The 15780-nt window shown below is 42.9% G+C and carries 10 protein-coding genes and 1 pseudogene; 7 read left to right on the plus strand and 4 right to left on the minus strand.

Annotation, left to right across the window (positions count from 1 at the left end; translation table 11 throughout):
• Positions 1-157: 157 nt before the first annotated feature.
• Together MHI15_RS22380 and MHI15_RS22385 are read right to left on the minus strand one after the other, a co-directional pair.
• Positions 158-487 (minus strand): hypothetical protein, encoded by a 330-nt coding sequence (locus MHI15_RS22380; protein WP_341164900.1) that lies wholly within the window; start codon positions 485-487, stop codon positions 158-160.
• Between the two features lie 113 nt (positions 488-600).
• Positions 601-807: pseudogene (locus tag MHI15_RS22385) on the minus strand (formylglycine-generating enzyme family protein); the annotation flags it as partial.
• Between the two features lie 154 nt (positions 808-961).
• Here MHI15_RS22385 and MHI15_RS22390 point away from each other — a divergent pair.
• Both MHI15_RS22390 and shc read left to right on the plus strand, forming a co-directional pair.
• Entirely contained in the window at positions 962-1408 is a 447-nt protein-coding gene (locus MHI15_RS22390; protein WP_076125698.1) for an OsmC family protein, read from the plus strand.
• A gap of 134 nt (positions 1409-1542) precedes the next feature.
• Positions 1543-3435 carry a squalene--hopene cyclase gene (shc, locus tag MHI15_RS22395; RefSeq protein ID WP_341164901.1) on the plus strand — a complete coding sequence of 631 codons (1893 nt, stop codon included), beginning with the start codon at positions 1543-1545 and terminating at the stop codon, positions 3433-3435.
• Between the two features lie 1138 nt (positions 3436-4573).
• On the opposite strand, the gene spoVB is transcribed toward shc, so the two are convergent.
• Together spoVB and MHI15_RS22405 are read right to left on the minus strand one after the other, a co-directional pair.
• On the minus strand, positions 4574-6124 hold the full coding sequence (spoVB, locus tag MHI15_RS22400) for a stage V sporulation protein B (protein WP_341164902.1): 1551 nt from the start codon (positions 6122-6124) through the stop codon (positions 4574-4576).
• 46 nt (positions 6125-6170) lie between these two features.
• Positions 6171-6341 carry a hypothetical protein gene (locus MHI15_RS22405; RefSeq protein ID WP_341164903.1) on the minus strand — a complete coding sequence of 57 codons (171 nt, stop codon included), beginning with the start codon at positions 6339-6341 and terminating at the stop codon, positions 6171-6173.
• A gap of 259 nt (positions 6342-6600) precedes the next feature.
• Between MHI15_RS22405 and MHI15_RS22410 the strand changes: the two genes are divergently transcribed.
• From MHI15_RS22410 to MHI15_RS22430, 5 genes are all read left to right on the plus strand, one after another.
• Positions 6601-10080: a sugar-binding domain-containing protein gene (locus MHI15_RS22410; protein WP_341164904.1), complete on the plus strand. Its 3480-nt coding sequence runs from the start codon at positions 6601-6603 to the stop codon at positions 10078-10080.
• A gap of 493 nt (positions 10081-10573) precedes the next feature.
• Positions 10574-11260, plus strand: a complete 687-nt coding sequence (locus tag MHI15_RS22415) for a response regulator transcription factor (protein ID WP_076278442.1) — start codon at positions 10574-10576, stop codon at positions 11258-11260.
• A complete protein-coding gene (locus tag MHI15_RS22420) occupies positions 11247-12236 on the plus strand; it encodes a sensor histidine kinase (RefSeq protein WP_076280659.1) in 990 nt (329 codons plus the stop codon). The genes MHI15_RS22415 and MHI15_RS22420 overlap by 14 nt, the downstream gene beginning before the upstream one ends.
• An 82-nt stretch (positions 12237-12318) precedes the next feature.
• On the plus strand, positions 12319-13005 hold the full coding sequence (locus MHI15_RS22425; RefSeq protein ID WP_076125710.1) for an ABC transporter ATP-binding protein: 687 nt from the start codon (positions 12319-12321) through the stop codon (positions 13003-13005).
• Positions 13002-15590 carry an ABC transporter permease gene (locus MHI15_RS22430; RefSeq protein ID WP_076306443.1) on the plus strand — a complete coding sequence of 863 codons (2589 nt, stop codon included), beginning with the start codon at positions 13002-13004 and terminating at the stop codon, positions 15588-15590. Before MHI15_RS22425 ends, MHI15_RS22430 begins: the two co-directional genes overlap by 4 nt.
• Positions 15591-15780: the final 190 nt, after the last annotated feature.

Raw genomic sequence — 15780 nt, forward strand, 5'->3', positions numbered from 1 at the left:
GAACATGAAAGCGTTTTACTTAATGATGTATTCTCTTTACATTAGACATTTTTCTTTATTAGCTACACATAAAGAAGACCTCTGATTTCTTCAGAAGTCTTCTTTTTTCATTCATATCAAAACCTAGGGCATGAACACCTCTATATAGCTGAGTGGCTTAGGTTCTATCTTCTCTATTATCAGAAGTTATCTCATGAATCTGAAACATATGTATGAACTCATCGATGATCGCTTCCGTAGCTTTTAGTTCACCACTAATGACTTGTTTTGTCGTTTCAATCTCTGACTCTTTTAGCTGCTGCTGCAACGCCGAACGATTAATCATTAGCTTGTCCAAAAATGCGATAGCCCTAGCACGACGAAAGGTCTGAGCGCTTTTGTGATGATGCTCCGAACCCTCCTTGACTCCATTTATATTCATTTCTCCATGCTCTCCGTATTCTCGATGCTCGTTATAACCGTGCTTATCTATGTGCCCTTCGCACATAATTATTCCCTCCTCTAATTCCACTTACAAATCCATAACTCATTAATAAGACCGGGCAAGATGGAAGCCGTCTGACTCCTTATCCCAAGTAATGTATATACCATCTTCACCTATATATTCACAACCGGCTTTAGATCTCCATGTGATGAGTTATTAATTATAGCATTGTATAGATCCTCAGTTACAGGATAGGGTGCAAGAAGAAACGGTTTGATTTCTGCTTTCCATCTACGCTTTATCCGATCGTCTCTTAATTCTATTTCTCCCCCTAAAATTTGCAACCTAGGATAGTCCAAATAGCTCTCAATTTCGGTCGACACTCTAGTTGCCTCCTAACTATTATTTTAATCATGTATTGACGGGTATACAGAATAGAACTATAATCTATACAATTCCTAGAAACATACTATGAATTACAAAAAATAAGAAACATTAAATCATCCTTAGTTTGTCCACAAGAAGGAGTGTAAACACATGCCAAATGTTCAAACTTTCAAAGCAACTGCTCATTTGCAAGACGGCGTAAAGGTCGTTACTAATGCAAGACAATTCGAGCTGGTCATCGATGAACCGACAAGTCTAGGGGGCACGGATACAGGAATGAATCCTGTTGAAGCTTTGCTCGCTTCTTTGGGTGCCTGCCAATCCATTGTAGCTCGGGTCTACGCCTCTAAATTTGAGGTGGAGCTTGAAGATTTCAGAGTAGATGTGGAAGGTGACTTGGATCTCGACGGATTCTTCAACCGCTCTGAAGTACGTCCTGGCTATTCCGATATTCGGTATACATTCTACATAAAGACTCCATCCCCTGCTGAGAAGGTCGAACAGTTCGTACAATTTCTGGAGAGCAAATGCCCTGTAGGTGACACCATTGCTGCTCCGGTTAATCTCAAGCTAAATCGTATTGTGATTGAAAATTAACCGTTTTATAATGCTAAGAGGGAATGTAAAAAGGGCTGCAAAGTTGCTTAAAAGCGACTAAGCAGCTCTTTTTCATGTCCTGTTCTCCGACTTCATATAATGTTAAAAATGATGACTTCGGAGGAACCCAAAACATGACGGATATACTAAGTAAAGTAGATGAAGAAATCGAACGTTTGACAACGTTCTTGCTACAACAGCAGAAGGATGACGGCTCATGGCATTTTTGTTTTGAGAACGGAATTGTGATCGATGCTTATATGATAATTCTCTTTAGAGTGTTGAACCTTCAGAATGAAACGCTCATTCGGCAACTACATGATCGCATTCTTGATGCACAACAGCGAGAGGGTTGCTGGCAGCTATATAAGGACGAAGAAGCTGGGAACTTATCCACATCAGTCGAAGCTTATTATGCCCTGCTCTACTCTGGGTACAGTAAGATAACAGACGAGCCAATACTGCGGGCTAAGCGTTATATACTGTCTAAAGGTGGATTAGGCAAAGTCACAAGTATCTTAACTAGAGTCATTCTCGCTGCAACGGGTCAAAGCAAGTGGCCTCTAGCAATTTCTTCGATTCCACTGGAGGTGCTTTTGTTTCCCTCTTACTTCCCTATTAACTATTTCGAATTCTCTGGCTACTCTAGGGTACACCTCACTCCTATGCTCATTATGGCCGATCGGCGATTTTCGATCACTACAGCCCATGCTCCTGATCTGTCAGATCTTATAGAGACACGATTGGATACAGATGAATCGCCTACCCGTGGATATCAGGAAATGCAGGATGTTATTCAAATGGGTTTGAGCAGATTACTCGGGAGTCCACACTACATACATGAAGCTGCCAAAAACAAAGCGGAGCAATATATGCTCCAGCGAATCGAATCCGACGGTACCTTTTACAGCTATGCCAGCAGTACAATTCTTATGGTTTTTGCCCTGCTTGCTCTCGATTATGATCGGCAGCATCCAATAATTACACAGGCCATTCAAGGTCTCACCGCACTGCAATGCCAATCAAATCATAATACTACAATTCAAAACTCTCCATCTACAATATGGGATACAGCGTTAATCTCCTATACTTTACAAGAGGCTCAAATTCCGGTTGATCACAAAGGAATAAAACACGCTGCATCTTATCTTCTGGATAAACAGCATCATAAACCTGCTGATTGGAGCATCCATAATCCGGATACAGTTCCCGGTGGATGGGGATTCTCTGAGACTAATACAATCAATCCGGACGTAGATGATACAACGGCAGCCTTGCGAGCCATCCGAAGGTTATCAACCATTCACCCTTCATATCTGGAATCATGGAATCGCGGACTGAATTGGGTCCTATCGATGCAAAATAACGACGGCGGCTGGCCGGCATTCGAAAAAAACACCAATAAAGAAATGCTCACATGGCTCGCTATCGATGGTGCTAAATCTGCAGCCATTGATCCTTCGGAAGCAGATCTTACCGGACGAACTTTGGAGTTTCTCGGAAACTTCGCTGGTTTAAATACACAACACGAGTTCATTAAAAGGGGTACGAAATGGCTGCTTCAACATCAGGAGAAGGATGGTTCGTGGTACGGAAGATGGGGTGTTTGTTATATTTATGGCACTTGGGCATCATTAACAGGCCTGCAGGCTGTTGGGCTCCCTATAAATCATGATACATTGCAAAAAGGAGTGAAGTGGCTCCTAAGCATTCAGAACCCGGACGGTGGTTGGGGGGAGTCTTGTCACAGCGACCGGCTTCTACAATATGTTCCTTTAGGAGAAAGCACACCTTCACAAACCGCCTGGGCACTTGATGCGATTATCACCGTTCAGCCAGAGCCAACAGCTGCGGTGGAAAAAGGAATTCAAAGACTAATCACGTCTATTCATGAAGAGGATTGGAAAACTTCTTATCCCACTGGCGCTGGTCTCCCCGGTAATTTCTATTCCAATTATCATAGTTATCGGTATATCTGGCCACTACTCACACTGAGTCATTACAGAAAAAAATACGGTCAAGGATAATACTCGGTAATACTCGGTAATAACTAGCGTTGTCCTATTCCACTTCTTAACTATCTCGTAAAGACTTGAATCGCGCCATTTGCCGTCCTTTACGACAAACTCTCCTTATCAGTACTTACTTAATAGTATACATCTCCATTATATCAGCTCCCCTACCCTCTCCAATAACTTGCTCCAGTACGTATTCATCTGTTCAAACTAAACTACATGTTTTCTTTCCATAAAGACCGCCTACTATTTCTTTTAGTAAAAAACAGCAGAGCAGCGATCATCCGTTATAGGAGAATTGTTGCTTTGCTGTTATGAACCGGGGGTCGAATGCTTTTATCCGTTGCACCTACCTAAATCACCCAGTCTTAATTAAGATTAGAGCTTTCGGACTCAGAAGACGCTATTTGCTTGTTTTTAGGCTTTTGAGTTAGGTTACGGACTCCAGTGCAATTATTCCTTAAAAAGAGAGCCATTTTTGGTGTTTTTCATGGTAATAACTGCGATGGGGTCCGTTAAAATTCCAAATGTAAGCTAAATCTGCTCTTAAGCTCAGCTGTGTCCGATAGCAAATACGTGTGCGCAAAATGTTACCTAATCAATCCAATTTGCTATTTGGAGCAGCCCTATAGAAATCACTTAGATTACTTATGAGATAGACTCCATTTTTGCATTGAGTCAATTGAGCGTAGTTCACACATAGTCAATCAGGCGCAATCTCCGATAATCAAGGATCGCTGACTGATATTTAGGATCACTGGCGTTTTGCCTGAGCAAATTATGACTGTAACTTCTGATATCCCCACTCCGTATATTTGTAGCGCAAGATTTTAACGCAATCTGATGAAATAACTGCATTTTATACACTTAATCCATATTGCTAGGGAATAACTCCGACTTTAACTGCATTCTATACAATTAAAATCAAGAGACATCACCTAATAGGCTTTAACTCGTGAGAATAGTTGTAAGAAATACAGCTATTTTCAATGCACAACTATTTTGAACGATTATAGCTGCACAAAATACAGTTAAACACCTCGCTGCTCCCCATCCATTACCTTCATCCGCCTCCATACTGTTACACAGAGGGTTGCATAATCAGTCAATTTACTTTTTGGAGCACGGTACCGGAATATCCCCTCCTCTTTCAAGAAACAGGTGTAATCGTTGGTGGTTTCGGTGCCCTTTCCCACGCATGGGTTACCTGCAATGTTGCTGCATAGGTGATTAACGAAACAAGCAACGCTCCGAACAGTTGAATAATCTGCCCCAGGTCCAATCGCTCCAGAATTCCGTGAGCCGCCAACCCGCTAAGCGCCATGACAATTCCTCCTGCTCCCACCTTGAATACAATACGAAAGTCAAAATAAAACCCGATCGTTCCTGCCACAGATAAAAAATTCAACAGTGTCAGCAGCAAGAGCCCCAGTCCGAATCCCATGGCCACCCCTTCGATTCCAATATTAGAACCTAGAACAAAGATCGCAATCACTTCAAAAATATTCGTAAGAATATGATTCCACATAACGGTTGATGCTTTCCCCAAACCAAGCAAAATCGCTTGCAGTGGCGCTCCGAAATAATAAAGAAAAAATAAGGGTGCAATTAACCTTAGCAGCTCGCCCGCTTCTGGCGAATGATAGATCATAGTTGTTAAGGGTACAGCCCATAAGTACAGTATGATTGTACATGGGAAACCTACTATAAGCGCGGATCGCATAGCCATATCCATCCGATTATGCATAAGCTTGCTATTGTTGCTCACACTTGCTTCGCTGATCGCCGGAATTAATGCAGTCGACAACGATTGTGTGAAGAAGCTGGGGAGAAACAACATGGGAAGAGCATAACCCGCCAGAAGTCCGAATTGCTTGGTCGCCATCTCAACACCCACACCAAACAGTACTAGACTTTTCGTAATCAGCAGTGGTAGAAAGGCATGATAGAGAGAATGAATAAAACCGCTGCCTGTCATCGGTAAGCCGATGCGCAGCAAATCTCTCAACGTACTGTCTCCTTTAAGTGAAATTCTTGACGTAGGTGGTGGAGAGGTTTTGACCTTACCTCGATTTGCCCATTTGAAAACAGCAAACAAATAGAGCAAACCAAAACCTTCCCCAACAACGGAGGCAGCCATTGCGCCAGCAGCCGCATAGGCAATACCGTAGGGCAACAATACGTTGACAACACCGATAATGACAATGATTTGCGCCAGATTCTCAATAATATCGGAAAAGGCAAGTGGGTTCATGTTCTGTTTTCCACGAAAATAACCTTTCAGTACAGCAGACATCGCAATAATTGGAATGATCGGCGTAATAGCAACCATAGCATAATACGCCCGCTGATCGGCCAAAAAAATCGATGCGATCCATTTGGAGCCAAATAGAGCCACTAAAGTTAATATAATACTCAACGTACCCGTAATGCTTAAGGATACTGTGAGAATACGCTTTACTCGGGCTTCATCCTGCTTAACCTCAGCTTCCGATACAAGCTTTGAAATCGCAACAGGAAGCCCCAGCTCTGTTAGCGTAATAAATAAGGGAAGCAGTGGATGAGCAATCATAAGCAGCCCTACTCCCTCTGCTCCCAAAAAACGTGCCAGCAAGACTCCGTTCAAAAAACCAAGCCCTTTTGTGAAAAATGACGACACGGTTAATATGAACGTGCCACGAATAAAACTTTGTTTACGCATCCCCATTTATACGCATCTCCACCTATGGTTTGTCCTGTCCTTCTTTCTAACTTATTCGAACAAACGCAAGTACATGCAGACAAGTATTTGTAAAGTATTTAATCAGCAATAAGCCCGACACATCTAAGACGGTATACCAGGCATTTTCCTCACTTTCATTAGCTTCTGTAGCAATAACATCTTTCATAGACCAGAGATACTTCTCTGTATTGTTCATTAGTACTGTTTTTGTATAAATTTCATCCTCCGCAATAAAAGATATATTAAGAAATAAATAGATAATTTACCAATGGCATGTTATCATTTTGAATGCGATTTCAATAGCTTTGTTATTACAGTTTTTTTACTCTTCTTCGTGAATGTCTTTTTGCAAAATCTTTGATATGATAAAAAAGAGTACAAAAGTCTTTACGGAAATCATTCACATCGTTAATAACCACTTCTAAATTTTCCAAAGATAAAGGAGAACTTCATTCATGAGTCAGAAAACAAGATTAAATAATGACTGGTTATTCAGCAAACAGCCGCTTAAGTCCACTTTAGAATCGGTGATAGCAGCTGATTCGGAGTGGATCGACGTAACCTTACCCCATGACTGGCTAATTTTTGATACACATAATCTATATGAAAGCGGAGAAGGCTGGTACCGTAAAAGCATAATTATAGATGAGAAAGTGCCAAATAGTCGTGTCTCGCTTCGTTTTGAAGGCGTATACATGGACTCCACTCTCTATGTGAACGGCCATATCGCAGGCGTCTGGAAAAATGGATACTCCACTTTTGAAATAGATATCACGCCATACATTATTGAAGGTATCAACGAAATCTATGTTCAAGTGGTTCATGAGTCTCCTAATTCACGCTGGTATTCCGGTGCGGGCATCTATCGCAGTGTATGGCTGAAGACGTATCCAGGGACACATATTGTGCCTGATGGTATTTATATCTCTACTCACAAAAAAGAGGATTCCTGGAATGTTGAGGTAGATACCGAAGTCTTGTGCAATGATCTATTGCAAAGCGCAAAGCACTACATAATTCGTCACAGTATACTGGACGCTTCAGGTATCTGTATCTCTCATGCAGAAAATGAAAGTCCAGTACAAGTCGGGTCTGCTGTATCCAGCTCTGCCCTCTTATCCGTCAATAATCCAATGCTCTGGGATATTAACCAGCCTTACTGCTATTCCCTAAAAACTGAACTGCTGGAGAATGATCAGGTAATTGAAGAAGAAATCCAAACCTTCGGATTCCGTACGATGGAGTTTGACAGCCAACAAGGTTTCTTTTTGAATGGCCGAAAGGTGAAGATTCATGGCGTATGCCAACATCATGATTTGGGATGTTTGGGGGCTGCGGTGAATAAGGCAGCTCTAAAAAGACAGATTATCCTCCTGCAGGAGATGGGCGTAAACGCTATTCGTACGGCCCACAATATGCCAGCCGTTGAACTGATGGAATTAGCGGATGAGATGGGCGTGCTCATAGTTTCCGAAGCATTCGATATGTGGGAACGCAGTAAAACTCCTTTTGACTACGCCAGATTTTATCCGGATTGGTGGAAACAAGATATTGCCAGCTGGGTACGCCGGGATAGAAATCGCCCCTCCATGCTCATGTGGAGTATCGGAAATGAAATATACGACACCCATGCCGATGAACGCGGCCAAGAGTTAACCATAGAATTACGTGATCTGGTGCAGGTTCATGACCCTAAAGGAAATGCAGTGGTTACTATCGGTTCCAACTATATGCCATGGGAGAATGCACAGAAATGCGCAGATCTAGTGAAGTTCGCAGGGTATAACTATGCCGAAAAATACTATGACCAGCATCATGAGGAACATCCCGACTGGATTATTTATGGTAGTGAAACTTCGTCTACTGTACAGAGCAGAGGCATCTACCACTTCCCTTATGCTCAGTCTGTATTGTCTGACGATGATGAACAATGCTCAGCCTTAGGGAACAGTTCTACTAGCTGGGGTGCCAAAAACACAGAAGCTTGCATCATCGCAGATCGTGATGCGACCTACTCACCTGGACAATTTATTTGGACTGGATTTGACTATATTGGGGAGCCGACTCCGTACTTCACTAAAAACTCGTATTTCGGTCAACTGGATACCGCAGGATTCAAAAAGGATTCCTATTATATTTATCAAGCAGAATGGACGGATTACAAGGTCGCCCCGATGATTCATATTTTTCCGTACTGGGATTTTTCTGAAGGGCAGCTTATTGATGTGCGAGTATGCTCCAACGCACCACAAATCGAATTGTTCTTTAATGATCAATCCATGGGCACGGTTAACATTGACCATAAACATGGTAAAAAGCTGCTTGGGGAATGGCAGCTCCCCTATAGCAAAGGTACTCTCCGAGCAGTCGCTTATGATGAACACGGAGTACAGATCGCTGATGATACGGTAACTTCTTTCGGAGATTCGGCCACTGTGGTCATGAATCCTGATAAAACTCAGATGACTGCTGACGGATCGGACTTGGTATTTGTGGAGATCTCGACCCTCGATCAAGAAGGACGTCCCGTGGAGAACGCCAATAATCGTATTCAAATCTCTGTAGAAGGACCGGGGCGTCTTGTTGGTTTGGATAATGGTGACAGCACTGACTACGATTCATATAAAGGAACAAGTCGCCGGATGTTCAGCGGCAAATTGCTTGCGGTCATTGCCTCTTCATTGGAGTCAGGTACAATCGTTGTACGTGCATCTTCCCATGGCTTACAGTCTGCTGAGCTTACACTGACTTCGGAAGCACGAGAGCTAGATCATTCTAAGGACGAAGAGCTTGTACTTTATCAACACTCATCACAATCACTATCGGATGTGAGCGAGTTATCCCAAAACTATTTATCAGATGAAATTCCCGTTCGCAAGCTGGAAATCATATGCCCGCAAGGAAATCAACTAACGAAGGACACCCGTTCACTTCCGGTTCGTGTGCAAATTCATCCAGAGAACGCAACCTATCAGGAAATTGAATGGCGAGTTACGAATGCTGCCGGTATTGACGCTAATATAGCCGTTCTTGAGGCAAATGGGCATGAAGCAGTAATTTCGGCTTTGGGAGACGGAGACGTCTATGTACGGTGTGCAACGAAAAACGGTGCAGATCAAGTGCGCCTGTATTCGCTTATGGAATTCCATATTCGAGATATGGGAGCTGCCTTTTTGAATCCTTATGAGTTTGTTTCCGCTGGTTATCATAGCAATACGAGCCGGAACTTAACAAATGGGAATGAACGCGGAGTGGCTACTGCAAGAGAAGGAGAAAGCTGGATCTGTTTTGACAACATCGATTTCGGTGATTATGGAGCTACTGAACTTACCCTTCCTATCTTCGCGCTAGATAACGATAAATATACGATTGATATATGGAAAGGTACACCGGATGCTCCAAACGCAGCTCTGCTGACACAGGTAACCTATCAAAAACCATCCATATGGAATGTATATCAAGAGGAGACCTACCCATTACCTGAGCGAATAAAAGGTGTCACCACCCTTTGTTTTGTTCTTCATAAAAAGATTCATCTCAAGGGCTTTCAGTTTAACAAGCCTTTAAAAGCGTACGAACAACTTAACGTTCTGGAATACAATCAGATTTATGGGGATTCCTTTACGCTGACAGATGGACAAATCAAAAATATTGGTAACAACGTCTCTCTCATCTTTAAAGATATGGACTTCGGTCATACTGGAAGCACTAAACTAACCTTATGCGGGCATTCGCCTATCGATAAAAATACTCTGCATATTCTATTTAGCGGACCAGAGGGTGAAAAGAGACAGCTTGTGGAGTTTACACAGTCAAGTGATTATTGCGAAAGAGAATTTGTATTGGAGCGCATAACCGGTCCGCAAACTGTCACCTTTATATTTCTACCGGGGAGCCAGTTTGATTTTAAGTGGTTCCAGTTCCAAGCAGAGTAAGGTATTTTCAACTTTAAACTAGATGGATAGCTTTATTACAGAACAAATCCCCTGCGCATTTGTCACGGTTCAATAAGGATGTTTTCGGCTTTTGAGATTTGCCGTAGGATTATCAAGTCCTACGGCTTTTTTCTTGTTTTAAACCTTTTATCAGACATTGCTTTTGAAATTCATCCTTAATTTGCAGACTCTTTTCTTTCGAGAGATTTCTTCCTGTTACATTTAGCTTCATACTATTTAACCCTATTACATTTTAGCGTTCATATCTCTGCCTTTAATATAAGTTTACACACCCTTTATTTTTTGTTTATACCTCGGACTGTATGTTTCTGTCAAAAGAAATATAATAGATCTAAGGAGGTGTTATGCATAGATTATATAACGACAAAGGAATCAGCGAAAAAATGGGAAATACTTGCCTTGTTCCAATTGACGCTAAAAACCCGGCTAACGGACGATATAGTTGCAGTAAAGTAAAGGACGGTGCAAATAAATGAACCAGATATTTTTGGTTGAGGACGATAAGACAATCGCTAAAAACCTTGTGCTTCTGCTCCGCTCAGAGGGATTTACAGTCTCTCATGTCCCTACGCGGAGTGAAGCCCTTACCGCGCTTGCCGGAAATAAATTTGACTTGGCGTTGATTGATATTTCTTTGCCTGATGGAAATGGCTTTGCGGTTTGCACGGAAATCAAAAAAACGCAAGATATTCCCATAATCTTTCTGACGGCTTCTGGCGATGAGTCAAGTGTTGTTACCGGGCTGAACATGGGCGCGGACGACTATATCACTAAGCCTTTTCGTCCGCGTGAATTGATTGCACGAATTGGAGCCGCCTTGCGAAAAAGTGGGCGTTCCATATCTGATTTTAAAATTCACGGGCTTCATGTCGATATGGCAAGTGGCATTGTGGAGAAAAACGGTAGCGAAGTCTTTCTTTCAGCATTAGAATACCGCTTGTTGCTGATGTTTATTAGCAATTCGAAAAGTATTATCACGAGAGGCAGGCTGCTTGACGAATTGTGGGACGCTGCAGGCGAGTTTGTCAATGACAATACACTGACCGTGTACATCAAACGTTTGCGGGAGAAGATAGAGAACGATCCAGCAAGTCCGCAAATTATTCTGACTGTTCGTGGGACGGGATATAGATTGGGGAACGAGTATGCTTCGGAATAGAGAGTTTCGACATTTTGTCATTTTGTTCTCCTTAATTGCCACCTCCGCTGTGACGCTGGGATTTGCAATCAATATGGCGGCGGGAATCCTTACCACTACCTCTACCGCCGCTTTTGGCATAGCGTTTTTCGTGTTTACCAAAGCCCGATACATAAGCATTGCACGGATTTCACATCAAATCGACCTTGTGCTTCATAATGCTGACCTTCTGTACATTGAAGAGTCGGACGAGGGCGAGCTTTCTATTCTGCACAGCGAGATAACAAAAATGCTACTGCGCATTCGGGAGCAAAACGATGCGCTGAAAAAAGAAAAAGAACATCTTGCCGATTCGCTGGCCGACATAGCCCACCAACTCCGAACCCCACTCACATCAGCCAACCTCATACTGTCTTTGTTAGAGAATAGCCCTAATGAAAACGAACGGAAAGCATTTATACGAGAAACAGAAGAATTGCTTGTGCGGATGGATTGGCTGATTACTTCTCTACTAAAATTATCTCGCTTGGACGCGGGCATTGTGGTATTCCAAAACGAGCAGATAGATGTAGATAGCTTGATACGCTCCGCCCTTCGCCCGTTCCTAATCCCAATAGAACTGCGCTATATTGATTTGCAAATAGACGTGCCGAAAGTAGTACTTATTCAAGGCGATCCAGGTTGGATTTCGCAAGCAATTCAAAACATCCTCAAAAATTGTATAGAAAGTGCAGGCGAGCACGGGAGGATTGAGATTGATTGTACGGATAACCGGTTATTTACCGAGATTGCCATCCACGACAGCGGTGCGGGTTTTCAGAAAGAAGATTTGCACTGCTTGTTTGACAGGTTTTATCGCGGGAAAAACCCAAACGCTACAGGATACGGGATTGGATTGGCTCTCTGCAAGATGATTATAACGCGGCAAGGAGGAACGATTACCGCAAAAAACCACCCGCAAGGCGGCGCAATCTTTACCATTCGTTTCTCAAAGTGACAGATCTCTCACCTGAAAGTCACAGAGATGTAAGTTGAAGGTTCTATTATATGGGTAACCCATCAGAAAGGAGACTCACATAATGGAGTTTTTAAAAATTGAAAATTTATGCAAAGTCTACGGTAAGGGAAATAATCAAGTTACTGCGCTTGACCATGTTTCACTTACAATTGAAAAGGGAGGATTCACCGCAATCATCGGTTCGTCCGGCTCGGGCAAATCTACATTGCTTCACAGCGTCGGGGGCGTAGACGTACCGACAAGCGGAAAGGTATATTTGAACGGGCAAGATGTATATAGCCAAAGCAATGAAAAACTCGCCATCTTCCGCAGACGGCAAGTTGGACTGATTTACCAATTTCACAACCTCATTCCCACTCTGAATGTAGTGGAAAATATCACTTTGCCTATCCTTATGGACAAGCGCAAGGTCAACGAGGAAAGGCTAAATGACCTGCTCGAAATGCTTGGGTTGCAAGATCGAAAAACGCATTTACCCAATCAGCTTTCAGGTGGTCAGCAACAGCGTGTTTCCATAGGACGCGCTTTGATGAATGCCCCGGCGGTCATGCTTGCCGACGAACCCACGGGCAGCTTAGATAGCCGAAATGGACATGAAATCATCAAGCTGCTCAAAGAAAGCAATAAAAAATATGGGCAGACCCTGATCCTCGTCACCCATGACGAAAATATTGCCCTGCAAGCAGACCGTATTATCGGTATAACAGACGGCAAAGTAACGCGGGATGAACAGGTGGTTCGGCCATGAATATTTTTAACAAAGTCACACTGCAAAGTATGAAAAAAAGCCGTTCCCGAACGATTGTCACGGTGATCGGAGTTGTTCTGTCCGCCGCCATGATTACGGCTGTCGCTACCTTTGGCACTTCCCTGTTAAATTATCTGGTAAACGGTTCTATTGCGAAATACGGCGGTTGGCACGTTGAGTTTTTGGATGTTGATTCCTCTTTCGTGCAAGAGAGAACCCATGACAGTAAAGTTGCAAACAGCGCAGCATTTGAAAATATCGGTTATGCAACGCTTGAAGGCGGGAAAAGCCCTGAAAAGCCCTATCTTTTCATCGCCGGATTCAGTGAGGAAGCCTTTGATACCTTACCCACAAGCCTGATTTCCGGCAGGCTTCCTGAAAATAGCAAGGAGATTCTCGTCCCGTCTCACGTTACTGCAAAGGGCGGTGTTAGATTTAAGTTGGGCGACACACTTTCACTTTCTGTTGGAAGCCGATTGAATGGAAACAAGAATCTCGGCCAACACGACCCTTATCAGACCGGGGGTGAATCGGGAGAGGACAAAGAAACCCTTGTTCCAAAATCAGAGAGAACCTACAAGGTTGTAGGTATCTGCGAAAGACCCAGTTTTGAGGAACATTCCGCACCGGGATACACCTTGATAACGAAAGCAGATCCTAAAGACCAAGCGGACAACTTCAGTATATTTGTCACACTGAAAAATCCGCACGGTGTAACGGCTTACGCAAGCAGTACAGTCGGAGCAGGAGCTTATGTCTTTAACGATGATGTACTGCGCTTCATGGGCGCTTCGGACAATAAACTGTTCAACACGCTTCTGTACTCAGTTGGCGGCATTTTGGTTGCCATAATAATGATAGGCTCGATTTTTCTGATTTATAACTCGTTCAACATCTCGCTGAACGAACGCACACGCCAGTTCGGGATTCTCGCATCAGTGGGTGCAACGGCAAGGCAACTGCGAAATTCTGTGCTATTTGAGGGACTTTGCATTGGTGCAGTCGGCATACCTATTGGCATTATGGTCGGCATAGGCAGTATCGGACTTGTAATTCCTATGGTTGCCGAGAATTTCGGGAAAACTTTCCACAGCACCGTGCCTTTAACCCTATCGTTGTCTGTCCCCGCAATTGTCGCAGCTACAGCAGTCAGTTTAGTTACCATTTTGATTTCAGCCTATATCCCGGCCAGAAAAGCTGCAAATACTCCCGTGATGGAGAATATTCGTCAGACCAACGAGGTCAAAACCGAATCGAAAGCGGTAAAAACATCAAAATTTGCACAGCGTATTTACGGTTTGGAGGGTACACTTGCGTTAAAAAACTTTAAAAGAAACAAAAAACGTTATCGCAGCATTGTGTTATCGCTCACTTTAAGCGTCGTGCTGTTTGTATCGGGAAGTGCTTTTGGAACAACTCTAAAACGACTTTCAGAACAGTTGATAATGGATATGGACTATGACATTCTTTTTACCACTCAGGTGACGGACGACAGCGAAATGATCCCGCTTTACAACAAACTTAAAACCTCTGACGGGGTTTATGAAAGCTCGTACCAAATCGTTTATATGTATACATCCGTAATTAAGGCAAGCGATTTTTCAGACCGTTACCGGGAATACGCGGGGTATACTACGCCGGACGAAACGGTTCAACTACCCATGGACATCCAGTTTATTGAGGACAGCAAATATCTGAGTTTTATCAAAGAATTGGGTTTGTCTGCAGATGAATATACCGGGCAGGACGCGAAGATGATTGCCGTTGCCAAAAAGCGGATTGATAATAATGAAAGGCCAAGCGAAGTGTTTAATATGTTTGCAAATCATTCCATGACATTTAGTGTCGCCCCCCAAACAAATGACAAGCAAATGATGGAACAGGGGCAAAGCATAAACATTACGTTTGTCGATACGTACCCGGTGGATCCGCCTCCAAGGCAATCTTTAGAGCAGCGGCCATACGTTTTTATGGTGGTAGCTCCCTATTCACTCAAAGAGAACTTTAAAAGCCCGGATACCCATGCGGAAATGGGCCTGGCCTTTCTTTCAAATAATCCCTCGCAATCGGTGGCTGAAATGGAAGCGATCATTCAGGACACGGGAATGATGTCTGCTTATACCCTTTACAATGTCCATACAATAGTTGAACAATACCGCAGTTTAATATTTGTTATTGATGTGTTCACCTATGTTTTTGTTATTATGATTTCCCTGATTGCGGTTGCAAATGTATTCAATACTATTTCCACAAATATCAGACTGCGCAGGCGGGAACTTGCCATGCTCCGCTCGTTGGGGATGTCCGACCGCGATTTCAATAAGATGATGAGTTTTGAGTGTTTCTTTTATGGGATGAGGACGTTGCTGTTCGGAATTCCAATAGCGGGAATCATCTCGTGGCTGATTTATGAAGGGTTAGTGGCCGTAGAAAGGATAGATAACTTTAATTTTGTGTTCCCGTGGGGCAGTATGGCAATTAGCGTGTTTGGCGTAATCTTTATCGTGTTTATTACAATGTTGTATGCCATTAGCAAGATAAAAAAAGAAAATATCATTGACGCGCTTCGGGATGATTTGGCTTGATTTTAATACCGATATTAAGATCAGGTTTTACTGCAAAATTGTGGACATACGGCTTTCTATGTATTCAAATTTAAACTTCACCAAAAAGTAAATCCTCCAATATAGATTATTTACAATTCAACAGTAATCGTTCGGCTGTGTGCCTAAACAATTATGTTTATCGTAAACATCCTTATTGGAGGATTTGCAT

The sequence above is a fragment of the Paenibacillus sp. FSL H7-0918 genome (assembly GCF_038007025.1).
Classification (GTDB): domain Bacteria; phylum Bacillota; class Bacilli; order Paenibacillales; family Paenibacillaceae; genus Paenibacillus_AQ; species Paenibacillus_AQ odorifer.